Below are 23,688 nucleotides of genomic sequence, written 5' to 3'. Positions count from 1 at the left end.
AATACGATGATTATATAGGAGGAACTCTTATGAAACTTAAACGATTGGCTGTATGTGCAGTTGCAACTTTAATGCTCGGAACGGGTATAGCTTCACAAGTATCCGCTTTTAATTTGGGAAGTTTTTTAGGTGGAGTTGTAAAAGTAGGTGGAATAGGGTTTTTAGTAGATAAATACGGTGATTCCGTAAACAGTGCAATTAATTCTCTGATGATGAAAGAAGGTGCCGGCACAAATTACGCAACGAAAGTTGTACCTATTGTAAGTATAGGTGATTCAGGATATATAGGTGCCGCACAGGTAATCGGAGATGCAAATCAAGTAGCTAAAGTTAAAGCTGTGGGTCAATTGGAAATAGGATGGAATGACAAACTTTTCAGAATAAAAGGACTTGTTCCTATGGACAGTATGGATCCGACCGCATTTTCAAGAGTTCAAGGTGTGGGAGTTTCAGCTGTAATAGACGTAAGAATTTAAGGGGGATAATTTATGAAAAGGGCTATACTTGTTGCAGGTATAACAATGATGTTAATAGGCTCGGTGTCAGCAATGGAACCGGCAACTTTAAACGGTAAAATGGATAAATTGGATTCAGCGGTATTCGGAGGAGTTCAAAACGGTTCTTTGATTCATCGTGTTGATGCAGTTGACTCCGTTATTTACGGAAAAAGCAGAAAAGGAGACGGACTTGATGAACGTGTATCAAATCTTTACTCCGAAGTAATTCATGATGATGAAGGGGAAACACCTTCACTCGGTACACGAGCAAATGCTTTGGAATATTACATAACGGACGGAATAAAGCAAACATCACTTGAAGAACGTGTTCAGGATATGGAAAGTACCGTATTCGGTGCTGCAAAAACCGGCCCTTTGAATAAACGTATAAATGAATTGGAAAAAGAAGTTTATGGAAACCGTCATTTTGCAATGCAAAATATTGAACTTCCGGCAAACACCGTATTCAAAATAGCATTGAATGAAGATGTAGGTACAAAAACAAATGAAGAAGGGGATTCCGTTTCATTTACAGTTGAAGAAGACGTAGTTGTAGGAAATGTTCTCGTTCTTCCGAAAGGTGCACAAGGAAGCGGAGTTGTTACAAAAGTGGTAAAACCGCGCAGTTTCGGAAGAAGCGGTTCACTTGATATAGCATTCGATCAAGTATTTTCAATAGATGAAGAAGAGATACCTACCGTACTGGGTCCGGAAGCCAGAGAAAAACTTAAAATGGAAGCTGCCGCAGTAGGTGCTTCTGCAGTAGGTGCATTGGCTTTAGGTCCTATCGGATTGGTAGGAGGATTTTTCGTAAAAGGTAAAGATGTCGAAATGCCTGCGGGATCGACACTTTATATACAGACAAAAGAAGCGGTTCAGACAAGAGGTATGGTAATGGTACCCGGTGAACCTGAATTGATTTTAAATGAAAAAGTAAGCTCAAGTGCAAAACAGGAAGATGCAAAAAAAGATACAAAAACTTCAAACGAAACCGAAGTTATAAATCTTTCAAAAGATGAAAAAGGTGTAGTAAAAGTAAAAGATACTGAAAAAACGGTTTCGGAGAATAATAAAGCAGTTTCAGCGAACAATAAAGATGAAAAGACGGAAGAAAATTTAAAAAAAGATTCATCAAAAGAAAATAAAAAAGAAAGTAAAACGCTGAAAGATGACGATGATGTATCTATGGTGATTGTAAGAAATGAGTAAATTCGAGAAAAAAATTTTATTGTTGACTTTAATAAGCGTATGTCTTGGCGGAAGCGGTGTATTTGCGACCTCTTCCGCTAACGCTATGTACGCAACATTATCGAATACGCAAAAAAATATTTCCGGGAAAAATATAAAAAAATCCCCTTTGAGTTTATCTGCAGACAAATTGAGATATAGCGATTTAACTAAAGAGGTAAACGTATCCGGTAATGTTGAGTTGATACATGATGAGGATGTATTTCATACCGATAAAATAGATGGAAATACCGATTCCGAAAAATATATTATTCCGAATTTTCTGAATTGGAAAAGACAGAATTTTGAAGTTAATGCAAAAAAAGGTGAATATTACGGAAAAACTTCAGATGCATATTTGTATGACATCGAAGGTCTTTATCAAGGAAAATATTATTTCAAAGGTAAAGAACTGGAAAAACAAGGAAACAACGGATTATTTATCGTCAAAAACGGATACTTAACTACCGAAAGTGCGATGGCGAAGGTTCCTGATTATAGAATAGAAGCCGAAACTTTGGAGTTTTTACCGGGGAATTACTATATTGTCAAAAATGCAAAACTTATGGTCAAAAACACTGAAATTTTGCATATTAATGAACGTAAAGGACGATTGGGAAAGCGTAAAAAAGTAAATTTGTGGTACTTGCTTCCGAGAGTAAAAACAAGTAGAGATTTGGGTATAGGAATATATAACACAATTTATTATCCGATAGGATTGCGCAACAATATCAATTTTTACATTGAAAATGAATGGTATACAAAAGCAGGATATGTTCCGGATGTAGGTTTTGAAAAAGATGAAGATAACTATAATATAAAAATTCATGCGGCAAGAGAACAAAGCAGTGTGAATGACGATGTTTATTTCATATGGAAGAAACCGTCCGTAGATTTTGAAATGAAAGAAAGACAAATCGGAAATTATCCGCTATATATAAGAACTTCGGGAGATTTAGGATATTGGTCGGAAAATGAAGTCAAGGGAACTCATTTCGGTATGAATATAAATGTTGTCGGAAAAACTGTGCCCATAAATAAAAAAGTGAATTTCGATTGGTCTTTGGGATATAGTCACGATTATTACGGATTCAATAAAAAAGTCCGTACCGACAAATATTATAATTTGGGATTCAGAGGCAAATTTAATAAATTTGATATGGGCATAAAATATACAGATCATAATTTCAGCGGGGAAACACCTTATAATTATGACAAATATGAAAATATAAAGCCTGTTGCAATGAGTATAAAAGTTCCGATTACAAGACTGGATGAATTTGAAGTTAAATATGTAATAGATACTTCAAGCGGAATTTTGAAGAACAGATACTATACATATTACAGAGATATGCATTCTTTAAAAGGAAGAATAAGTTATGATTCCGTAAAAAACAGAATTGATGCGGCAATTGATTTTAAAGATTTTTAAGATGTTTATTTTGAGTCGGGAAACATATGAAGCTTAAAAAGATATGGATATGGAGTGCGGTTATAGCGGCAGTTGTACTTACGATACTCGGAATGTACGGTGAAGATTTAAGTCTTTTGAAGCGTAATGAAAAAACTGAAGAAACAAGTTATGCGTATGAAAGCGGAAATATGGGAAATTCCGATTCAAAAGCAGAGGTTGAAAAAGTGTATGATGCAGGAATGTACTTGCGATTCAAACCTTTAAAAGATCCTTTTCATAGTGAAGGTATATCTAAAATAGATGCGGAAATGAAAAACGGTATGAATGTAAAAAATACGCAAACCGCTAATTTGAAGCATGAATATAAAGGGCGAAAAAATACGCCGGTTCCGGATTTATACGGTGTGGCGGCATTGGGTAATTCACGAAAGGCATTGCTTTCATACGGCAGTAATACAATAAATGCAAAAGAAGGCGACAGAGTAGGAGATTGGACTGTTGTAAGTATCGGAGATAAAACGGTTGAACTTGCAAACAATTCGGAAAGAAAAATATTGGAGTTGAAATGAAACATAAAATTTTATGCTTGGGTAGTGCGATACTGTTGACCGTATGTACAAATTTTTTTGTCGAAGCGTCCGATAATTTCAGCTTGCATGTGCAAAATGCACCGTTGCAACAGGTATTACGGAGTTTGGCTGAGCTGTCGGGAAAAAATGTTGTTATTCCGGGAGATTTGAAAGGTACGGTTACTGCAAGTATTGATAATGTTACGCCGGAAGAAGCGTTGAACTCATTACTTTTGATGAACGGACTTATAATCAAGAATGAAGGTTCGACAATGATAATTTATAATGCAAAAAGTGAATCCGACTCGGCAAAAACAATAAAAACATTTAAGTTGTCATATGGTAAATCAAATGAAATTGCAAATGAATTGAAAAATTTAACCGATAATGTACAAGTTGCATCGGATGTGGGGACAAATTCCGTAATCGTCAATGCGACACCTCGTGCAATGTCGGAGTTGGAGCATATTATAAAAGCGCTTGATATACCGGAAAAGCAAGTGAAGGTGGAAGCGGAAGTTCTTGCTGTAAATCGTTCTTATGCAAAGGATTTGGGTATAGATTGGCAATTCAAAAGTTTGACGGGACAGGCAGAACAAAGAAATGTATATGATAAAAGCAGCAAAACAAAAACATCATACTTGAAAATTCCCGAAGATTATGCAGGAATATCATATGGAAAATCCATTACAGGAAATCCGTATACATTTTTCTTTCAAGCGAAACTCAATGCACTTCTTTCGGACGGTAAAGCCAAAATTTTGGCAAAGCCGAATGTAGTTACCTTAAACGGGAGAACTGCGGAAATTTTAATCGGAAGTAAAATACCGGTTTTAGTTGAACATATGGAAAACGGAACTAAAACAACATCAATTGAATATAAAGATGCAGGTATAAAATTAACATATACGCCGAATGTAAGTAAAAACAGTGAAATAACTGCAGATATAATTGCGGAAGTATCTACACCTTACCTTGTACCTGAGATGAAAGCGTATCGTATAGTTACAAGGCAAGCGCACACAACGGTAAGATTGAAATCTGGAGATATGCTTACAATAGGTGGATTGATAGATAAAGAAGAAGCGAATAATATAAGAAAAGTTCCCGTTTTGGGAGATATACCGATACTCGGAAAATTATTTCAAACCGAAACGGAATCAAAAGAAGAATCTGAAATAATTATTATTATTCGTGCAAATATTTTAGAGTAATAATCAAAGTCGGGAGAAAGAATGTCAGTTTTAAAAATAACGGGATTGGGTAAGTCATATGGGATAGAAACCATATTTAAAGACGTATCATTTGAAATAAGAAGCGGAGAACGTATCGGACTTGTAGGTGCAAACGGTGCGGGGAAAACAACACTTTTAAAATGTATAATGAATACTGAAGAACCCGATGCGGGAAGTGTAAAAGTTACAGATTCATCGGTAATAGGATATTTGCGTCAAGATTTTGATTATACTTCAAGCACACTTCGTCAAGAAATGGAAGAAGCTTGGAAAGATGTACTTTATTGCAAAGACAAAATGGAAAATCTTGCACGTGAACTTGAAAAAAACAAAGATGATCAAGAACTGATAAAAGCATATGGAAAAGCACAGACAAGATTTGAATTTCTCGGCGGATATGATTATGAAGCGGAAACTATGAAAATACTGACGGGATTGGGATTTACCAAAGAAGATCTCGACAGGGATATTTTTTCATTTTCAGGCGGACAAAAAGTAAGAATAAATTTGGCGGCGGCATTTGTAAGACATCCGGATTTTTTACTTTTGGACGAACCCACAAACCACTTGGATATGGAAATGCTTGAATGGTTGGAAGAATTTTTATGCTCATATAAAGGCGGTATTTTAATGATATCTCACGATCGTTTTTTTCTTGATCGTGCGGCAACGGGAATTATAGAACTTGAACATAAAAAAATCCGTACATTCAGAGGAGGATACACACGTTATTTAAAAACGAAAAAAGAACAAGATGCTGCTTACGAAAAAGCATATGAAAAGCAACAGGAACATATAAAAGAAACTGAAGCGTACATAAGAAAATATAAAGCCGGAATAAAATCAAAGCAAGCAAGAGGTCGTCAATCTCAGCTTGACAGACTTGTAAGACTTGAAAAACCTAAACACTTGAAAACTTTGGATTTTCATTTCAAAAAAGTTGACGACAGCGGAGAAAAAGTTTTGGATATGACGGATGTAAAAGCCGCATATGGAGAAAAAACAATATTTGAAAATTTGGAAATTCATATAAGAAAAGGTGAAAGAGTAGGTCTTATAGGCGCAAACGGAGTAGGTAAAACTACACTTTTGAAATTAATAACAAAAGAAGAAAAACAGAAGCATGGAATAATACGTTTAGGAAGCAATGTAAAAGTAGGATACTATTCACAAGAACAGGATGAATTGGATCCGCAGTCGACAGTACTTAATCAAGTAAGAGATATGTTTGATTACGGAGAAGAAAAAGCCAGAAATATTTTAGGTATGTTTTTGTTTAAAGGTGATGACGTATTTAAAGAAATTTCTTTACTTTCCGGTGGAGAAAAAGCCAGATTGTCATTACTATGTCTGTTTTTGAAAAATCCGAATTTTTTGGTGCTTGACGAACCGACAAACCATTTGGATATACCTACGAGAGAAATCATGGAAGATGCACTTGAAGCATTTGGCGGAACAAGCATAATAGTTTCCCACGACAGATATTTTCTTGACAAAGTAACCACAAGAATTCTTGAAATGGAAAAAGGTAAGGTTACCGAATATTTAGGTAACTACACATACTATAAAGAAAAGAAAAAAGACCTTTTGGCATTCAATGCAGACAGAAACGGAAAACCCGTAGAAGCAAAAGAAAAGAAAGCGGAAGTAACTCATAAGTCGAAGGATGTAAAAATTGAAAAGCAAACAGCACCCGCAAAAGGTGATTTGCTCAAGCTTGAAAAAACAGAAATGGAAATAAATCGTCTCGAAGCTACAATGAAAATGTATGACATGCAACTCGGAAGCGGAATGACAAATTATGAAGAAATTGCCGAACAATATACAGATATAAAAAATAAATTGCAAAAATTATATGCAAAATGGGAAGAACTTGCAGAAGAAACGGGCAATTGAAAAGTGCGAAATAAAAAATGTCTTATTTACGGATTTCAAGTAATAAGACATTTCAGTTCGCACTTTTAGTTTGCAACTAAAGTTTCAAAATCGGGATCACCATGAAAACGCATGAAATGATCTTGAGTTGCGGCAGTTTTCTTTACATCGATACCGCCTTTATCAATCGCTTTTTTCAAATAAAATAAAGCTTCTTTTTTATCGTTCATATCTGCAAAATCTGTAGAAATACCGTAATAAGACCAAGTGTTTTCAGGATCCTTATCGATAACTTTATTGAAATATACAATGGACTCCTGATACCTTTTTGCAAGTTTCAATGCTATTGCCATTTCATAAAAACCTTGAGTATAATCGGGATTTATTTTCAGTGAAGTATCTATTAATTTTATTCCTTCATCCGGCTTGTTTCCAAACGCAAGCAATAAACCTTTTAAAGATAATACTTTGTAATTGTTTTTATTATACGAAATGGCTTCATCTGCAACCTTTAAAGCATTATCGAAATCATTTTGTTTATATAAATTATTCGCTTTTTCATATAAATCTTCAGATTTTTTATCCAAAACGATTGTTTCGGTTGAAGAAATATCATTGTTTTTGACCTGTGACACATTATCTGAGCAACCTGTAAATGCGAATACACATATAAAAATAAATAAATATTTAATTATATTTTTCATTGGAACCTCACATTGCAAACACATATATATACATAGTAAAATGAAATCGACATTTTGTAAAATAATTATAATCTTAATTTGAAAGAGGAAATTTTATGAAAAAAACAGCATTGATTACGGGTGCCGGCAGCGGAATAGGACGTGAAACCGCTCGTGCTTTGGCTATCAGAGGATATAATGTTATTTTATGCGGAAGAAATCAGGAAAAACTTTTAAGTCTTCAAAAGGAATTAACTGTAAAATATGAAGCACAAGCATATGTAAAAAAATTGGATGTTACAGATGTAGAAAATATTAATGCGGTTGCAAAAGAATGTCTTGAAGAATTTGAAAGCATAGATGTACTTGTAAATAATGCCGGACTTGCCAGAGGATTGGAACCTTATAATCAAAATCGTGAGGACGGTATATTGGAAATGATTGACACCAATATAAAAGGTCTTATGATGATGACACGTGCATTTTTGCCGTCAATGCTTGAACATAATACAGGGCATATTATAAATATAGGCTCTACCGCCGGATTATATGCGTATGCGGGAGGAGCGGTATATTGTGCAACAAAATCCGCTGTAAAAACATTCAGTGACGGAGTGAGAATAGATGTAATCGACAGTAATATTAAAGTTACAACCATACAACCGGGACTTGTGGAGACACCGTTCAGTGAAGTAAGGTTTCGTGGAGATAAAGAACGTGCGGCAAAGGTATATGAAGATATAGATGCACTTCAAGCGCAAGATATTGCTGAAATAATTGCATTTACAGTAAGTCAACCGCTTCGTGTACAAATAAGCGATATAGTAATAATGGCAAATCAACAAGCTACAGGATTTACAATCAGCAAGAAAAAGAAATAATTGAGTATTTGACAAATTAAAACACTTTAAGTAAAATATATTCTGTTAATGCCGACATAGCTCAGCCGGTAGAGCGGCGCATTCGTAATGCGTAGGTCGCAGGTTCAAATCCTGTTGTCGGCTCCAAATGAATATTTGCGGACTTTTCGAAATTGAAAGGTCCGTTTTAATTTGAAAATGCAGTAAAAATGTATTGTTGTAAAATAAAAATATATTTAGTAAAATGAAAACATATTTGAACGTATATTTATTTTTATAGGAGGATAAGATATTGGGAGAACTTTTGACAGTAGCAGGACTGATTAAAGTGTTGAAAGTATTGGTTGTCGACTTGTTTTTGGCAGGTGATAATGCAATACTTATCAGTATGGTTGCAGGCCATCTGGAACATGATTTAAGAAAAAAAGCTATATTTTTCGGAACGTTCGGTGCTATTGTATTGAGATTGGTTCTTGCGTTTTTATTTGTAGAAGCGCTACACACAATTCCATATCTTCATCTTATCGGCGGAATTTTGCTTTTATGGATAGCTATTGAGCTTATGATACAAGATAAGCATAAACATAAAAAGCATATCGGTGCCAAGAAAAAACTTTTAAGTGCAATATGTACGATTATCATTGCAGACGGTGTTATGAGTATAGATAATGTACTTGGAGTGGTGGCTGCTGCCGAAGGACATATGGTTCTTGTAATGGCAGGCATATTGGTAAGCGTGCCGATTATTGTATGGGGAAGCAACTTGTTTTCAGACCTTATAGAAAAGTATCCGTGGATTTTGTACTTGGGCGGTGCGATTTTGGCATGGAGTGCCGTCGGAATGATTATACAAGATCCATCGGTGAGTGCCGTATTGGGAGATCAGCATCTTACATTAGGTTCTGCCGCAATGGTTTTATGTTATATAATATCTAAAATTATAAGCAGAATGAAATTGGCAGGACATGTAAAACGTGCAAAAGAAAGACATGCACAAAAGAGAGCCGAAAGAAAGACAGGAAAAAAAGAAAATTTGTAAAAATAAAGAGATTGCCGAAAAGGTAATCTCTTCTTGATTTTTGTTCGAGTTTGGTTTATAATGTATAAGCTTGTTGTACAAGCGACTTCCTAGCCCATGAAAAGCATGGGACATAGGTCCGATAAGGAGGCGATTAGATGAATAAGTATGAAGTTATGTTTATCGTAAAAGTTTCTGATGAAGAAGCTATTAAGTCAGCAGGTAAACTTGTACAGGACACAATCGTTAAAAACGGTGGTACTGTAGAAAAAGTTGACGAATGGGGAAGACGTCAGTTGGCATACGAAGTAAAGAAACAGACAGAAGGTTACTACTTCGTAATCGACTTTACGATGAAACCGGAAAACATCAAGGAACTTGATCGTGTAATCAAGATTCGTGAAAGTATTATCCGTCACATTATTGTTAAACAGGATGACTAAGCAGAGGTAGAGCGATGAATTCAGTTCAGGTTTTAGGCAATTTGACAAGAGATCCGCAGATTAGAGCTACAAAAACGGGTCGTGCGGTAGCATCATTCAGTATTGCCGTTAATCGAAGCTATACGACCGCACAAGGTGAACAGAGGGAATTGACCGATTTCATCAATGTGGTAGCATGGGGAAATTTGGCGGAAGCAGTAGGTAATCAGCTCAGAAAAGGAACCCGTGTCTTTGTAGAAGGACGTTATTCGACACGTTCATATGAAACTCCTGACGGACAGAAACGTTACGTTACTGAAGTAACTGCAAACTTGATTGCATTACCTTTGGGAGCGAACGGTCGCATGAATGCGGCGCAGTCCGACAGTATGAGTCAACCGAGCAATAATTTCAGTCAGTTCGGAGAAGTAAAGCATGACGAAGACATTCCGTTCTGATATATAGGAGGGATAATAGAGAATGATTAGAAGAGATAAATCAAGAAAACCGAGAAAGAAAATCAGTCAGATTTTCGGAGACAAGTTGGACAACTTGGATTATAAGGATGTTGCAACATTGCGCCATTTCATTTCCGAACGTGGAAAAATTCTTCCGCGTCGTGTAACTGGTGCTTGCGCAAAACATCAGAGAAACATCAATTTGGCAGTAAAGAGAGCAAGAGCAATTGCTTTGTTGCCTTTCAGTGCTGATTAATGTAATAAAAAAAACGGCTGTACAGCCGTTTTTTTTATTGTATTTATTTCTTTGAATTTTTTTTCAAATCAGGCTTGATTTCCATATCCTTAAAAGCCTGTAACATTTTTATACGATGAATAATGCTTTGACCTTGCGGGCTCTGTAAATAAGTCAAAGTTGTTTTGGGGACCATTCTGCGTACAGTTTCCCAATCATCATGAGCAAGAGCATTTCTTACCGAAGATGCACTTACCACTTGATTTCCTTTTTGTTCACGTGGAATAACCTTCAATTCGATGCCGTTTTCAGAGAAAACTTCACGCATTGCATTATTATAGGCATTTGTAGTCATATCGGTAGGTTCTTCACCTACAAAACGTACGGTTATGTTGAGTGCAGGTGCGATACGTGTGGCAAATACCGTAGCATCCAATTTTGTTTGTGCTGCAAGCTCATCAGTTCCCTTTATAAAGTAAGTGGGGAATGTAGCATTTGAAATAATAAAATCACCGCCGCTTACAACTTCCACGTTGTGCATATGAGCGACTCCCTGTTTGATAAGAGAGAAACGATCTGAAAACGGGAAAATTGAACGATCTTCCTGAACTGCAAAAATAATAACTTCATCGCAATTATTTATTGCATATTCGATAAGAGAACGATGTCCGAAAGTAAAAGGATTGCAATTCATTACAATTGCACCGCGGTTTTTACCTTTTCCGGTACCCAAAAGAGGACGAATACGTGCCAAATACTCATCTAATGTATTTGTTCCACGTTCAAGTAACGCCGCATAAGGATTTGCAACTGCAACACATTTAAATCCCATATGTTCAAATACAGGAACGGTTTCAGGTTTTGTAAAAATCTGATTACCGGTTACACCTCTTCTGTCGGCTTCACCTTGCAAATTGCGTACAATACGATGAGTTAAACCTTTTCCTCTATATTCCTCGCAAATTGCGATATCTCTCATAACACGGCCGCCTAAAGAACCTGTACCGATTAATTTACCGTCATCAAACAGTCCCATTGTATAATCAATAACACCTGTGAAAGTAAGATCGAATTTCTTTAAAAATTCTTCAACTTTTGCTTTTTCAACAGGATTTGTCAAAAATATTTCGCGTTCTGTAATCATTTAAATCTCCTTTTTTAAAAATCTAACTCATTATATCAAAAGAAAAGATAGAAGTTAATAGATAAACAATAGAAGATTTATATAAATAAATCATACTATAAAAAAATATATTTGAATAGAAAAAATGATAAAAGGTATCCATGTATATCAAGTGATTTTTAAGTTGCGCTCATAAGGTAGACACCTATAAGACATACGGCAAGACCGATAAATTTTTTTATAGTGATACTTTCGTGAAAGAAGAAAAAACCGAGTAAAAACAAAACTGTACTTATGCAAATATTTGCAAAAAGAGAACCTTTACTGATATCACAGCCGCTTCTATAGAGAATAATCCAGCCCGACTCAATGGCAAGTACTGCGGCACCCATTGCAAAATTTACCCAATTCAATTTGCTTATTTCGATAGAAAAATTATCAGTTCTTGTAAATAAAAATAATCCTATACTTAAAAGAAAAGCAAATCCGTAAGTTACGGTAAGTCCCAAAAAAGGATTTAAGTATTGAGATATAGATTTACTTAAAAAATGATAAAAAGAATTTCCCGTTACAACTACGAGAAAGGGAATTATAAATGCGAAATCCATACTACCACCTCATAAAATATTGTAACATAATAATATAATATGCGTTGATTGTACATTATATGTAAAAATCTTATGTCATATGAGATTTGCAGTTTGAAGTATTTAACGAAAAATTTCGGAATGGAAAACGTACTGATGAAGCCGAAAATATTTCAACGAAATAAAAGTGTTGCATGCAAGTAATGAAAAAATATTGAGTTTTCCGGATAAAATCACCTTTTGCGGTTGACAGAAAGAATGCTGCTCTCTTATAATTATGGTGAGCATCAACAGGTCTGTGGTTGAAAATCGATGCCAGTCGCAGGCGAAACGATCCACGTAAGAAGATAAAAATATCTTTGAGCATGGTGCGGTTTAGGTGTAAGACCTGCCGATTAAATTCGAGAGAATCAGTAGTGAGAGGTATATTCCGCGTAGCGAACGTTCCTGCAGGCGAGTGTGGGGGAAAAGACCAGGTCAGCTGTTTGACGCTTATTTTTATAACGAGCGATGATCGAAAAAAGTACATTCGATTATAATTCAAAGAGAATGCAGGTCACGGCTGAGAGCCTGCTGAATGATAACGAAATGGAAAATGCATTCGTGAGCTGAAAAGTGGAATTTACAGTATACTTTTCCGTATGTTCGCGATAAGAACAATGGTGCAATAATTATTATTGACAGAGTGGAACAACGGACCACCGCCTCTGTAGGACGGTGGTTTTTAATTGTAATAAATAAGGGGAGGAACTTATGGAGGAAATTAAAGTTTATAACACGTTGAAACGTGAAAAACAGATTTTTAAACCGATAGAAGAAGGTAAAGTGAAAATTTATGTTTGCGGAGTAACACCTTACAATCATCCGCACATAGGAAATGCACGTCCTGCAGTTACATGGGATATAATTCGCAGATATCTTGAATATATAGGTTATCATGTAGATTTCATTCAAAATTTTACAGATGTAGATGATAAAATTATAAATAAAGCGAATGCCGAAAAATCGGATTGGAAAACCGTTTCTACACGATATATTGATGCGTACTTCAAGGTAATGGATGCATTACATATACGTCGTGCAGATATTTATCCGTATGTTTCAAAACATATGGAAGACATTATAGATATGGTAAAAATTTTGATAGAAAAAGGCCATGCTTATGTGTTGGGAAATGACGTATACTATGATATTTCCACATTTAAAGATTATTGCAAATTAAGTGGACGTAAAGTAGAAGATATGCTTGCCGGCGCACGTGTAATGGTAAATACCGCAAAGAAAAATCCGGGAGATTTTGCACTTTGGAAAGGTGCAAAACCGGGTGAACCGTTTTGGGAAAGTCCGTGGGGAAACGGTCGTCCGGGTTGGCATATAGAATGCTCTGTAATGTCCACACACTATCTCGGTGCTACATTTGATTTCCATGGAGGCGGAAGTGATTTGATTTTCCCGCATCATGAAAATGAAATTGCACAATCCGAAGGAGCAACCGGACAAAAATTTGTAAAATATTGGTTGCATAACGGATTTATAACAATCAATTCGGAAAAAATGAGTAAATCATTGAATAATTTCTTCCTCGTAAAAGATGTTTTGGAAAAATATTCCGGAGATGCATTGCGTTATTTCCTTTTGTCGACACATTACAGAAGCCCGCTTGACTTCAGTGATGAAAGACTTGAAGAAGCGGAAAAGAACATGAGCAAGTTGAAAGATGTAATTGCTCGTATCAAAGAAATGGAAAAGGAAGACGGAAAAGTTGAAACCAACGAATCCGTTTCACTCAAAAAGGCGGCAGCACGAACAATTGAAGAATTCCGTCAAGCAATGAATGATGATTTCAATACGGGACTTGCAACAGGAGTATTGTTCGATTTTGTAAAAGACATAAACATTTACTACAACGCCGTAAATTCAGGAGTTGCTATTGACAAAGAAGCAGTAATTGAAGCGAAGGAAACATTTAAAACGATTTTGGATATTTTAGGGATTTTGGAAAACGAATGGAATACTCAAGAATCTTATGCCGGCAGTGATTATGATGCATTAATGGAAATGATTTTATCCGTACGTGAAACCGCACGTAAAGAAAAACAATATAAATTGGCAGATGAAATCAGAGATAAATTGGCAGAATTGGGAATAACTGTAGAAGATTCCGCAACGGGAGCAAGGTGGAAAAAGCGTGGAGTTTAAACGCGTATTGTTATTAAGAAAATTAATGGTAGAAAGACTCGGTAAACAAAAAACAATTTTAACCGAACAAGATTGTTTTTCAATGGATGCATTGACATTGGCTTACATGGGAGATGTGTGTTGGTCACATTTTATTCGTAGTCAATTGATAGCAACCGGTATTTACCATGTACAAGTATTGAATGATATATCAATGAGTGCAGTGTCCGCACGTAAACAAGCGGTAATAATGAATGACTTGAGAGATTTATTTTCCGAACGTGAAATAAAAGTGGCAAAACGTGCAAGAAATACGAATTCTACAGTTCCCAAAAGTGCAACTGTGGAAGAATATCGTGAATCTACCGCATTTGAAGGTGTATTGGGATACTTGTATCTGTCAGGGCAAACAGAGAGATTGAATTTTATAATGGAAAAAGCACTGTGTTTTTTGTTAAAGGAACTGAAAAATGCTTATAAAAAATAAAACACATAAAAACTCAAATAAAACACAGACGGTAAAAAAACAATTTTCACAAAAAAATAAAAGAAAAACATTGAAAAAATCGGAAGATTTATTTATATGCGGAAGAAACAGCGTAAAAGAAGCTTTAAATGAAAATCAAATAAAAAAGATTTTCATAAAATCCGGAAACAACGATCAACGCTTGAAAGATATAGTAAAAATTGCGCAAAATAAAGATATTCCGGTACAAATCGAAGAGCAGGAAATATTGGATAAAATGTCCGACGGAGTACGCAATCAAGGCATTGTTGCAAGTATGAAACCTTTTGAATATTCCGACTTGGAAGAAGTACTTTCAAAAGCGAAAGAAGATCCGTTGATTGTATTACTTGACGGAGTTGAAGATGTACGCAACATCGGAGCGATAGTTCGTACTGCAGAATGTGCCGGAGTTTCCGCAGTGTTGCTTCCGAAACACAAAAGTGCTCCCGTAACGGCAGCGGCGATAAAAACCGCTGCCGGAGCATTTTCCTATTTGCCGGTATGTGAAATAGGTAATATAAGACAAACGCTCGAACATTTGAAAGAAAAAGGTTTTTGGGTAGTAGGTGCGGATATGGAAGGTGAACTTCTATACTATGAATCAAACCTGAAAGGACCTTTGGTAATAGTAATGGGAGCGGAAGGTAAAGGGATATCTTTGCTGACAAAGAAAATGTGCGATTTTTTAGTACGTATACCTATGAAAGGCAAAGTATCTTCATTAAACGTATCGGTCGCTGCAGCACTTTTGATTTATGAATCCGTCAAGCAAAGAGGCTAATATGAAAGACTTATACTTAGTTGACGGATACAATGTTATATTTTGCATGAGCGATCAATATCCTACGCACGACTTGGAAACCGGCAGAAAAATGCTTATTGACGCACTTCAAGATTTCGGTGCACATAATGACATTGAAATAATAATAGTATTTGACGGACAAGGAACATCGTTGAAAATTCGTGAAGAAACATTATCCGAATATTTTCATATAGTGTTTACACCTGCAAGAATGACTGCGGACAGCTATATAGAACGTGAATCATACAAGCGGCGTGATGAATACAGATCAATATTTGTCGTAACGTCTGACGGGCCGGAACAAAATCAAGTTTTGGGACATGGCTCGTATCGTTTGGCAGTTGCCGATTTGGAACGTATGCTTAAACAAGATAAAAAAAGGCAGCATACATTTATAAAAACAAATAATCTGAAAAATATGCGCAGTGAAATAGGAAGAAATTTACCGGTAGATGTACAAGCAAAACTCGAAAGATTACGTAAAAAATAAAAAAGTTGACCTCAAGTCTTTTGTGGTATATACTGAAAATGATTAATTTCTTGGTAAGACCATATCTGCAATGCAGATAACAGGAGGAAAGTCGTGAAATTTTTATTAATCGGAATTACTATGTTGATATCTGTTTTATTGATTGTAGTAACTATTGCACAAGAATCCAAACAGCCGGGAATGGGAAGCTCCATCGGGGGAGGAACTCAAGCTATGGCAGGCGGAAAAGCACGCGGTAAAGATGCGGTTTTAGCAAAATTTACCGTTATATTCGGTATTGCTTTTGCCGTACTTTGCATACTCTTGGGACGTTTTATGAATACATTTTAAAAATGTAAATACGGGCTTGCGTTGAGAACGGGTTATGTGCCGTCTTAAGCAAGCTCTTTTTATTTAGGAGAAAGAATGGAAAGAAAAATTTTAAAAGTATATAAACCAGGAGCAATTGTTGAAGGTATATATCAATCATGCGGAGATAAATTCGGATTTTTGATAACAGATGAATTTCATGAAGATGTATATATATCAAAATCTGACAGATTAAATGCATTAAACGGAGATACAATAGAAGTAAAAATAATATTCTCATACTATGGACGACATAGAAATGAAGGTACGGTAAAACGAATAATTGCACGTGCAAACGATACATTTACAGGCACATTCAAAAAGACAAGATTCGGAGGGGAAGTAGAACCCTTAGACGCAAAAATACCTATAATAATAGATGTATTGGACGGAGATACGAAAAATGCACAAACGGGACAACGTGTAATGGTAAAAATAGATCGTTGGCCCGGGAGAAGGTCAAATGCACAAGGCATAATAACTGAAATATTGGGCTACGAAGGTGATGCGGGAGTAGATATAGACACAATAATAGCGGAACACCGTTTACCGCACATTTTTGGAAATAAAGTACTTGAAGAAGCAAAATCCTTAAGTGAAAAAATCATTCCTGAAAGAAATATTGAAGATTACAGAAACTTACAACTTATAACAATAGACGGAGCAGACTCCAAAGATTTGGATGATGCCGTACATTGTGAAAAAACGGAAAACGGAAATTTCATACTCGGAGTACATATTGCAGATGTAAGCAGATATGTAAAAAAAGCCGGAGAACTTGATAAAGAAGCATATAAGAGGGGAACCAGTGTTTATTTGTCGGACAGAGTAATACCTATGCTTCCGTTTAAGTTATCAAACGACTTGTGCAGTTTGAATGCAAATAAAGACAGATATGCGGTTTCATGTATAATGGAAGTAACTCGTGAAGGTAAAATAAAAACAAAAAAAATAACACCTTCAATAATACGAGTTTCAAGAAGATGTACTTATCCCGAAATAAATCAAATATTTGAAGAAAATATTATAAGTGAAGAACTGAAACCGTTTGTACCCATGCTTTCGGATTTTCGTGAATGTACGGAAATTTTACGAAAAGAAAGAATACAAAGAGGAGCACTTGAATTTGACTTTCCCGAATACAAAGTAATTCTCGATAAAGAAGGTAAACCTTTACGTATAGAAAAAAGAATACGAGGCATATCCGAAAGAATGATAGAAGATGCCATGATAGCCGCAAACGAAACCGTAGCAAGATTTTTGAAAAAAACAGGAAACACATCTGTCTATCGTATACATGAAATACCCGATAACGACAAAATAAAGAATTTAAGAAAACTTATGGAAGTTTGTGCAATACCGATAAAAATACCCGAAAAAGTGCAACCCGAAGATTTACAAAAATTATTAAGATATGTAAAAGATAAAGATATCGAATACGCAATACAGGCAATGACATTGAGATCGTTGCAACAAGCAAGATACAGCACTGAAAATGAAGGACACTTCGGAATAGCATCTACGTGTTATACACACTTTACATCGCCCATAAGAAGATATCCCGATTTGATGGTACATCGACTTATAAAAGATGCACTTACAAAACAAAAAAGTAAATCTGAACGTGAAAAAGAAACCGAATTTCTTGTAAAAGCAGTTGAACATTGTTCTGAAACGGAGCAAAATGCAACACAAACCGAACGAGATGTAACAGATTTAAAAATTACTGAATACATGACGGCATTTGTAGGAGAACCTTTTGATGCACAAATTACGGGAGTAACTTCATTCGGTATTTTTGTAGGATTGGAAAACGGAGCTGAAGGATTGGTACATGTAAACGACATGGAAGATGATGAGTATGTATACATGGAAGATACGATGCTGCTCAAAGGAAAATGCAGCGGAAAAACTTATCATTTGGGAATGCCGCTTAAAGTTACACTTGTAAAAGCGGATACCGAGAAAAAGGAACTTGATTTTATTATAGGAGAACTCAAATCTCCATTGGATATGTTTAACGAACAAAATACAAAAACAAATACAAAAAAGAAAAAGAAAAAAGTAAAAAACAAGCGTAAGTAAAAATAATAAAAGAGGTATATATGATAAAAAAAGAATTTACATCGCCCAGTGCGGTTAACCGTAAAGCATATCACGATTATTTTATACATGATACCTATGAAGCCGGAATTGTTCTTACCGGAACGGAAGTAAAATCAATTCGTTCAGGACGTATGAATATAAAAGACAGTTATGCACGAATTGAGAAAGGTGAACTTTGGTTGTGGAACGCTCATATAAGTCCGTATGAACAAGGAAACAGATTTAATCACGATCCTTTGCGTACACGTAAATTGCTTGTACATAAAAAAGAACTGAATAAATTGGAAATTATGATGAAAACGAAAGGCTATACATTGATACCTTTAAAAATTTATTTTAATAGGGGTAAAATAAAGTGTCTCATAGGGGTAGCAACAGGTAAAAAGCTCCATGATAAAAGAAGAGATATAGCCGAAAAAGCGGTTAAACGTGATTTGGACAGAAGACTTAAAGAAAGAAATTATAATTAAAAAATCATTGCTCAAATTTATGAATATAATTGAGCAATGATTTTTATATTGCGAATATTTTATTGTCCCTTCAAACCTTTGAAAAGAATTATAGGAATCATAATAATTCCTATTTGTCCTGCAAAAGGATATAAAATAGAAATTAAATTTCCAAATCCTATACTTGCACCGAAGTAATCTATAACTCCTAAAACCAAAGTTAAAATCAGCAATAAATTTTTGGATGAAATAAATCCGCTTACCCAGTTTATAACAAGCCAAAACATAGGTGCTCCTGTCGAATAAATTCCGAGTAATAAAATAATTGAAAAAATAAGAGCAAGAACAGGAGCGTTTTTACCTGCCAAATATAAAAGAGGAACTTCAAGGCCAGCGATTTTATCGGGATAACATAACATTGATAAAACAATCAGAATAACCGGAAGCATCAAGAAAACTCCGCCTAAAATTCCGCCCCAAACAGCTTCACGTTTGGAATTTGCGGAAGCACCGAGTCCGCTCAAAAACGGAATGGCACCTAAAATCATACAAGCGGCATATAAAAGACCGCTGAACCAAGCTGTATCCAAAAATTTGTATTGACTGAACCACCATCCGCCGGTAGCACGTAATTGAAATAATTGCTGTACTTGAAAGTCAGTTAAAGCACTTGGTAAATGTCCGAAATTAGCTAAAGTTGCAACACCTATCAAAATAGTAAAAACGGTAATAATCGGACCTATCATTCCTACGACATCAACCATACGTTTCAATCCCATGAGGACGGTGATTATACAAGCCGCAGTCATAAGTATCGCACCTATTTTAGGATTTACATTGAAATATTCACCCGTTACGGCACCCGTACCGGCAATCATAATGGAAACTACACAAAATAAAAATACAACAGTAAATATTTCCAAGCAAAAACCCAAATGTTTTCCGCAGTAATAACGAAAAGCGGTAGTTTGAGTTTTTAATTTCAAATCATAACCCTTTGCCATAAGAATTGCACCGAGGCCGGCAAATAAAAGCATACTTACCAAGGCACCTATAATTCCGCTAAAACCGAATGCGGTAAAAAATTGCATTACTTCTTGTCCGGTGGCGAATCCGGATCCTATGGAAAATGCTATGTAAGCACCCGCCAATTTTATAACATTTAAAATACTGAAACGGTTATTCATACTATACTCCTATACTACAATGTTTCCATATTTTATAAAATAAAATCAAATCAATTCATTTTGTAAAATCTTAATTCTTTTTATACATTCATCGGGGTCTGCAGGAACACGTATGCGAATATGACGTTTTCCGATTGCATCAAAATCTTCACCACGTTCAGATTTAATACCGTACTTTATAAATAAATCATAAAGATTTATGTCCTTGTCTGTATATAACAATACAATCGGAACGGTTAAATCGGTTTTTGAAGATTTCAAAACGGTCAAAGAATCAAGTAATTTCTTTTTATTTGCAGCAATTTTTTTGCAACTGTCTTCAATGTGCTTTCTGTCCTTCAATGCCAAAGGAATAATGTAAGAAGCTACACCGGTTACAGTCATTTCTCCGGGATACAAAGACATGTACGGAATGAAATTCTTGTTCATAACCATGTATCCCGTACGTAAACCTGCCAAACCGAATCCTTTAGACAAAGTTTTTATAGTTATTACATTGGGGAACTCATTTACAAGTGTTACCGCTGAATTGGATAAATCCATGAAATCTCCGTAAGCTTCATCAACAATCAAGTAAGTATTTTGCTTTAAAGCATAACCTGCCAATTTGCGTAAATCATCAATAGGAATAATTTGTCCGGTCGGGTTGTTGGGATTATCTATGTATATAACATGATGAGTAGGTTTCAAACTATTTATTAAATCATCTATATTTAATTTGAAATCGTCTTCTTCTTTCAAAAGAACCAAATCTATATTTGCACCGAAAGAACGCATATCACTTAAAGTTGAAGAAAAAGTAGGTGCAACAGCTATAACATTTGTAGACTCATCTATTATGACCCTGTCCAAATTCCAAATAACACCCATGGAACCGGTATTTAATGCAATTTGTTCAGGAGCTATTTCTACAACATCTGATAAGTATTCAGCAATAGCTTTCCGCAAATTCGGATAAGGGAAATCAGGATATCTTGAAATAGTGTCGAAAGCTTTTTTGAAAATTTCCGGTGTGATTTCAGATGTAAATCCGAACGGATTGATTCCTAAAGAACAATCAATTAAATTATCCGGAAAAACTTCATCGGCATGCACATAAGTTGTAATTTTGTAATTTTCCAATGTTTTACGAATTCTGTACTTCATAAATACCTCCTGTAATAAATTGCATATCGAATTACCTGCAATGATTTAAATTTTCAAATTGAATAAATTTTAAATTAAAAGGAAGACAATAGCTTGTGCCAAGTATTGTCTTCCTTCAATTTACGGATTTATTTACATACAACAATCAATTTGCTGCACATAAGTTACTTTTTTCAAGACAAAACTTGGCATTGATACCATAAAAGTAGTAATAATATGCCATGTTAAAAAATCCGAAAAAAGCAACACTGAAAACTCTCTGCATTTTAAAAACGAGAGAGAGCAAAACAAAAGAAGGCTTCATATGAATGTCAGTTAAATTAACGGATAATTTATTCATAATAGCCTCCTTCATAAGCATTTGAAAATTTTTCTAATTATATACTATGCAAAACAATAATGCAAATAAAAATTTTATAAGTTGCAATTATTTAATCAAAATAAATTTATATTTATATTGATTAAAGCATAAAATGAAACACCTTCCCTGCATTGTAGAGAAGGTGTCTATATATTATTTTAAGCCCTTTATCAATATAACAGGAATCATCAATACTCCGATTTGTCCGGATATAGGATACAAAAGTGCAATAAGATTTCCGAATCCCAAACTTGAACCGAAGTAAGTTATAACTCCTAAAAGTACGGTTATAGCAAGAAGTATTTTTTTAGAAGAAACAAAACCCTCAATCCAATCCATAATCATCCAAAACATCGGTGCACCGGTAGAATAAACACCGAGCAATAATATTATAGAGAAAATAACGGCTAGAACAGGAGCATTTTGATCTGCAATATACAAAAGAGGTACTTCAAGCATGGTAATTTGATCCGGATAACATAACATTGCCAAAACAATTAAAATGATTGGGAGCATCAAGAAAATTCCGCCTGAAATTCCGCCCCAAACAGCCTCACGTTTGGAATTTGCAGAAGCGCCCATTCCGCTTAAAAAAGGAATTCCTACAACAATCATGAAAGTTGCATAGAGTACACCGCCGAACCATGCGGAATCCAAAACGGAATAATTACTGAACCACCATCCTTTGGTTATACGTAAATTTAGCAAATTTGAAGCTTGCAAATCTGTTAATGTATTAGGTAAATGCCCTGTTTTTATAAGAGTAATCAATCCTATCAAAATAGAAAAAACAATAATTATCGGTCCGATCATACCTATAATGTCGACAAGACGTTTAAGCCCTGCAATGACTGTAATCACACAAGTTGCCGCCATAATTACAGCGCCGATTTTAGGAGTTATATTATAATACTCACTTGCAACGGCACCTGTACCTGCAATCATAATTGAAACAACACATAGCAAAAATACAACCGTGAATATCTCCAAACAAATTCCTACATATTTACCGCAGTAATAACGAAAAGCGGTAGTTTGAGTTTTTAATTTCAACTCATAACCTTTAGCCATAAGAACCGCACCGAGTCCGGCAAATAAAAGCATACTTACCAAAGCACCGATAATTCCCCTCAATCCATATGCAGTGAAAAATTGTAACGGTTCCTGTCCTGTCGCAAATCCGGAACCGATGCAGAATGCTATATAAGCTCCGGCTAATTTTATAACGTTTAAAATGCTGAAATTTTTATTCATAATTTACTCCTATAATTCTTAAAACAATTGACACCGATTTATGTAAAATTTTTAATTCTAAATCGTGCAAGAACTATAGAAGAATTTCTTTTTTGAAAAAATATTTTTTTAATTCTACTCAGCTCATTTATATTTTTTAGCGGATAATCCATGAAATCCTCCTTCGGTTTAAATTGCAGTTATATTCCTTTCGTAATAAAAAAGAGAGCATACCTTGACAAGTATGCCCTCGAAGCGGTTGTGTTTATTTTATGTAAGACAGTGATTTTTAGTTATACATAAGTTGCTCTTCTCAGTACTATACTTGCTAAGTATTCGAGTAAAAAATTGAATACACTGAAAAAACTGAAAAAGGCAACACTAAAGACTTTCTTTACAGAAAGCACAACAAGAGAAGCGATTACATGAAGTTTTGTATTTATTGAATTACTCATGATATACCTCCTTGTTGTAAAAATAAATTTTATAAATTATATCCTATTGAGAACGTTTATGCAAACGGAAAATAAAGTTTAATTTGAAAAATAAAAAAGTCCCGTATAATCGGGACCGTTGGCGGAGAGAGGGGGATTCGAACCCCCGTTACGGCTTATCACCGTAAACATGATTTCCAATTACACGAAAGCTATTTTAAACTTTATTCTTTATTATCATAT

At 35.1% G+C, this 23,688-nt stretch carries 26 protein-coding genes, 1 tRNA gene and 1 other annotated feature; of the genes, 19 read left to right on the top strand and 8 right to left on the bottom strand.

Annotated elements, in window-relative coordinates; genetic code table 11:
• Positions 1-29 precede the first annotated feature (29 nt).
• Genes P6922_RS05890 through P6922_RS05865 form a run of 6 tightly spaced genes read left to right on the top strand, consistent with a single transcriptional unit; the run spans position 30 to position 6,838 of the window.
• Entirely contained in the window at positions 30-476 is a 447-nt protein-coding gene (locus tag P6922_RS05890) for a hypothetical protein (RefSeq protein ID WP_276875036.1), read from the top strand.
• Positions 477-488: 12 nt separating this feature from the next.
• The gene (locus P6922_RS05885; RefSeq protein WP_276875034.1) at positions 489-1,706 is read left to right on the top strand and encodes a hypothetical protein; all 1,218 of its coding nucleotides are present in this window, start codon (positions 489-491) and stop codon (positions 1,704-1,706) included.
• Entirely contained in the window at positions 1,699-3,156 is a 1,458-nt protein-coding gene (locus P6922_RS05880) for an LPS-assembly protein LptD (protein WP_276875032.1), read from the top strand. Before P6922_RS05885 ends, P6922_RS05880 begins: the two co-directional genes overlap by 8 nt.
• Before the next feature lie 26 nt (positions 3,157-3,182).
• Positions 3,183-3,707: a DNA-binding protein gene (locus P6922_RS05875; protein ID WP_276875030.1), complete on the top strand. Its 525-nt coding sequence runs from the start codon at positions 3,183-3,185 to the stop codon at positions 3,705-3,707.
• On the top strand, positions 3,704-4,921 hold the full coding sequence (locus P6922_RS05870) for a type II secretion system protein GspD (RefSeq protein ID WP_007556319.1): 1,218 nt from the start codon (positions 3,704-3,706) through the stop codon (positions 4,919-4,921). The genes P6922_RS05875 and P6922_RS05870 overlap by 4 nt, the downstream gene beginning before the upstream one ends.
• 21 nt (positions 4,922-4,942) lie before the next feature.
• Complete coding sequence (locus P6922_RS05865; RefSeq protein WP_276875028.1) at positions 4,943-6,838, top strand: ABC-F family ATP-binding cassette domain-containing protein; 1,896 nt, start codon at positions 4,943-4,945, stop codon at positions 6,836-6,838.
• A gap of 65 nt (positions 6,839-6,903) precedes the next feature.
• On the opposite strand, the gene P6922_RS05860 is transcribed toward P6922_RS05865, so the two are convergent.
• The gene (locus P6922_RS05860; RefSeq protein ID WP_276875026.1) at positions 6,904-7,452 is read right to left on the bottom strand and encodes a tetratricopeptide repeat protein; all 549 of its coding nucleotides are present in this window, start codon (positions 7,450-7,452) and stop codon (positions 6,904-6,906) included.
• A 164-nt stretch (positions 7,453-7,616) separates the two neighbouring features.
• Here P6922_RS05860 and P6922_RS05855 point away from each other — a divergent pair, with 164 nt between their 5' ends.
• The 6 genes from P6922_RS05855 (at position 7,617) to rpsR (ending at position 10,514) form a co-directional block, all read left to right on the top strand.
• Positions 7,617-8,381: an SDR family NAD(P)-dependent oxidoreductase gene (locus P6922_RS05855; RefSeq protein WP_007554499.1), complete on the top strand. Its 765-nt coding sequence runs from the start codon at positions 7,617-7,619 to the stop codon at positions 8,379-8,381.
• Between the two features lie 50 nt (positions 8,382-8,431).
• Positions 8,432-8,507, top strand: a tRNA-Thr gene (locus P6922_RS05850).
• Between the two features lie 145 nt (positions 8,508-8,652).
• Positions 8,653-9,399 (top strand): TerC family protein, encoded by a 747-nt coding sequence (locus P6922_RS05845; protein WP_276875025.1) that lies wholly within the window; start codon positions 8,653-8,655, stop codon positions 9,397-9,399.
• A gap of 137 nt (positions 9,400-9,536) precedes the next feature.
• A complete protein-coding gene (gene rpsF, locus P6922_RS05840; RefSeq protein ID WP_007554487.1) occupies positions 9,537-9,821 on the top strand; it encodes a 30S ribosomal protein S6 in 285 nt (94 codons plus the stop codon).
• 14 nt (positions 9,822-9,835) lie between these two features.
• Positions 9,836-10,258, top strand: coding sequence for a single-stranded DNA-binding protein (locus P6922_RS05835; protein WP_007556325.1), 423 nt, complete (start codon positions 9,836-9,838; stop codon positions 10,256-10,258).
• A 25-nt stretch (positions 10,259-10,283) separates the two neighbouring features.
• Entirely contained in the window at positions 10,284-10,514 is a 231-nt protein-coding gene (rpsR, locus tag P6922_RS05830) for a 30S ribosomal protein S18 (protein WP_348523096.1), read from the top strand.
• 43 nt (positions 10,515-10,557) lie between these two features.
• Here the strand turns inward: rpsR and citC are convergent, their stop codons facing one another.
• Positions 10,558-11,637, bottom strand: a complete 1,080-nt coding sequence (citC, locus tag P6922_RS05825) for a [citrate (pro-3S)-lyase] ligase (RefSeq protein ID WP_276875024.1) — start codon at positions 11,635-11,637, stop codon at positions 10,558-10,560.
• Positions 11,638-11,795: 158 nt separating this feature from the next.
• Positions 11,796-12,224 (bottom strand): hypothetical protein, encoded by a 429-nt coding sequence (locus tag P6922_RS05820; RefSeq protein ID WP_007554506.1) that lies wholly within the window; start codon positions 12,222-12,224, stop codon positions 11,796-11,798.
• 480 nt (positions 12,225-12,704) lie between these two features.
• Positions 12,705-12,915 (top strand) — a binding site (T-box leader).
• Positions 12,916-12,956: 41 nt separating this feature from the next.
• Here P6922_RS05820 and cysS point away from each other — a divergent pair.
• From cysS to smpB, 7 genes are all read left to right on the top strand, one after another.
• Positions 12,957-14,402, top strand: a complete 1,446-nt coding sequence (cysS, locus tag P6922_RS05815) for a cysteine--tRNA ligase (RefSeq protein ID WP_276875023.1) — start codon at positions 12,957-12,959, stop codon at positions 14,400-14,402.
• Positions 14,392-14,868, top strand: coding sequence for a Mini-ribonuclease 3 (locus P6922_RS05810; RefSeq protein WP_276875022.1), 477 nt, complete (start codon positions 14,392-14,394; stop codon positions 14,866-14,868). The genes cysS and P6922_RS05810 overlap by 11 nt, the downstream gene beginning before the upstream one ends.
• Positions 14,852-15,670, top strand: a complete 819-nt coding sequence (gene rlmB / locus P6922_RS05805; protein WP_276875021.1) for a 23S rRNA (guanosine(2251)-2'-O)-methyltransferase RlmB — start codon at positions 14,852-14,854, stop codon at positions 15,668-15,670. Before P6922_RS05810 ends, rlmB begins: the two co-directional genes overlap by 17 nt.
• Position 15,671: 1 nt before the next feature.
• A complete protein-coding gene (locus P6922_RS05800; protein WP_276875020.1) occupies positions 15,672-16,181 on the top strand; it encodes an NYN domain-containing protein in 510 nt (169 codons plus the stop codon).
• A 93-nt stretch (positions 16,182-16,274) separates the two neighbouring features.
• A complete protein-coding gene (gene secG, locus P6922_RS05795) occupies positions 16,275-16,511 on the top strand; it encodes a preprotein translocase subunit SecG (RefSeq protein WP_007554501.1) in 237 nt (78 codons plus the stop codon).
• Positions 16,512-16,586: 75 nt separating this feature from the next.
• On the top strand, positions 16,587-18,614 hold the full coding sequence (gene rnr, locus P6922_RS05790) for a ribonuclease R (RefSeq protein ID WP_276875019.1): 2,028 nt from the start codon (positions 16,587-16,589) through the stop codon (positions 18,612-18,614).
• Between the two features lie 20 nt (positions 18,615-18,634).
• Positions 18,635-19,105, top strand: a complete 471-nt coding sequence (smpB, locus tag P6922_RS05785) for an SsrA-binding protein SmpB (RefSeq protein WP_276875018.1) — start codon at positions 18,635-18,637, stop codon at positions 19,103-19,105.
• A gap of 59 nt (positions 19,106-19,164) precedes the next feature.
• Here smpB and P6922_RS05780 read toward each other — a convergent pair whose 3' ends face one another.
• The 5 genes from P6922_RS05780 to P6922_RS05760 form a co-directional block, all read right to left on the bottom strand.
• Complete coding sequence (locus P6922_RS05780; protein ID WP_276875017.1) at positions 19,165-20,271, bottom strand: YkvI family membrane protein; 1,107 nt, start codon at positions 20,269-20,271, stop codon at positions 19,165-19,167.
• Between the two features lie 45 nt (positions 20,272-20,316).
• Entirely contained in the window at positions 20,317-21,417 is a 1,101-nt protein-coding gene (locus P6922_RS05775) for a pyridoxal phosphate-dependent aminotransferase (protein ID WP_276875016.1), read from the bottom strand.
• 145 nt (positions 21,418-21,562) lie between these two features.
• Complete coding sequence (locus tag P6922_RS05770) at positions 21,563-21,757, bottom strand: hypothetical protein (protein WP_007554500.1); 195 nt, start codon at positions 21,755-21,757, stop codon at positions 21,563-21,565.
• A gap of 174 nt (positions 21,758-21,931) precedes the next feature.
• Positions 21,932-23,032 carry a YkvI family membrane protein gene (locus P6922_RS05765; RefSeq protein WP_276875015.1) on the bottom strand — a complete coding sequence of 367 codons (1,101 nt, stop codon included), beginning with the start codon at positions 23,030-23,032 and terminating at the stop codon, positions 21,932-21,934.
• Positions 23,033-23,304: 272 nt separating this feature from the next.
• Complete coding sequence (locus P6922_RS05760) at positions 23,305-23,466, bottom strand: hypothetical protein (protein ID WP_276875014.1); 162 nt, start codon at positions 23,464-23,466, stop codon at positions 23,305-23,307.
• Positions 23,467-23,688: the final 222 nt, after the last annotated feature.

The sequence above is a fragment of the Dialister micraerophilus genome, assembly GCF_947090205.1.
In the GTDB taxonomy this organism is placed as follows: domain Bacteria; phylum Bacillota; class Negativicutes; order Veillonellales; family Dialisteraceae; genus Dialister; species Dialister micraerophilus.
The sequence above is the reverse complement of the archived record's forward strand: the minus strand, read 5'-3'. Positions and strand labels throughout refer to the sequence as shown.

Bases quoted from the DNA above. Each gene is read 5' to 3' on its own strand.
- rlmB (WP_276875021.1), top strand. From the start codon at position 14,852: ATGCTTATAAAAAATAAAACACATAAAAACTCAAATAAAACACAGACG.
- P6922_RS05800 (WP_276875020.1), top strand. From the start codon at position 15,672: ATGAAAGACTTATACTTAGTTGACGGATACAATGTTATATTTTGCATG.
- P6922_RS05820 (WP_007554506.1), bottom strand. From the start codon at position 12,224: ATGGATTTCGCATTTATAATTCCCTTTCTCGTAGTTGTAACGGGAAAT.
- P6922_RS05885 (WP_276875034.1), top strand. From the start codon at position 489: ATGAAAAGGGCTATACTTGTTGCAGGTATAACAATGATGTTAATAGGC.
- P6922_RS05770 (WP_007554500.1), bottom strand. From the start codon at position 21,757: ATGAATAAATTATCCGTTAATTTAACTGACATTCATATGAAGCCTTCT.
- smpB (WP_276875018.1), top strand. From the start codon at position 18,635: ATGATAAAAAAAGAATTTACATCGCCCAGTGCGGTTAACCGTAAAGCA.
- P6922_RS05780 (WP_276875017.1), bottom strand. From the start codon at position 20,271: ATGAATAACCGTTTCAGTATTTTAAATGTTATAAAATTGGCGGGTGCT.
- cysS (WP_276875023.1), top strand. From the start codon at position 12,957: ATGGAGGAAATTAAAGTTTATAACACGTTGAAACGTGAAAAACAGATT.
- P6922_RS05890 (WP_276875036.1), top strand. From the start codon at position 30: ATGAAACTTAAACGATTGGCTGTATGTGCAGTTGCAACTTTAATGCTC.
- P6922_RS05875 (WP_276875030.1), top strand. From the start codon at position 3,183: ATGAAGCTTAAAAAGATATGGATATGGAGTGCGGTTATAGCGGCAGTT.
- P6922_RS05865 (WP_276875028.1), top strand. From the start codon at position 4,943: ATGTCAGTTTTAAAAATAACGGGATTGGGTAAGTCATATGGGATAGAA.
- P6922_RS05855 (WP_007554499.1), top strand. From the start codon at position 7,617: ATGAAAAAAACAGCATTGATTACGGGTGCCGGCAGCGGAATAGGACGT.
- P6922_RS05760 (WP_276875014.1), bottom strand. From the start codon at position 23,466: ATGAGTAATTCAATAAATACAAAACTTCATGTAATCGCTTCTCTTGTT.
- citC (WP_276875024.1), bottom strand. From the start codon at position 11,637: ATGATTACAGAACGCGAAATATTTTTGACAAATCCTGTTGAAAAAGCA.
- P6922_RS05835 (WP_007556325.1), top strand. From the start codon at position 9,836: ATGAATTCAGTTCAGGTTTTAGGCAATTTGACAAGAGATCCGCAGATT.
- rnr (WP_276875019.1), top strand. From the start codon at position 16,587: ATGGAAAGAAAAATTTTAAAAGTATATAAACCAGGAGCAATTGTTGAA.
- P6922_RS05775 (WP_276875016.1), bottom strand. From the start codon at position 21,417: ATGAAGTACAGAATTCGTAAAACATTGGAAAATTACAAAATTACAACT.
- P6922_RS05870 (WP_007556319.1), top strand. From the start codon at position 3,704: ATGAAACATAAAATTTTATGCTTGGGTAGTGCGATACTGTTGACCGTA.
- rpsF (WP_007554487.1), top strand. From the start codon at position 9,537: ATGAATAAGTATGAAGTTATGTTTATCGTAAAAGTTTCTGATGAAGAA.
- P6922_RS05880 (WP_276875032.1), top strand. From the start codon at position 1,699: ATGAGTAAATTCGAGAAAAAAATTTTATTGTTGACTTTAATAAGCGTA.
- P6922_RS05765 (WP_276875015.1), bottom strand. From the start codon at position 23,032: ATGAATAAAAATTTCAGCATTTTAAACGTTATAAAATTAGCCGGAGCT.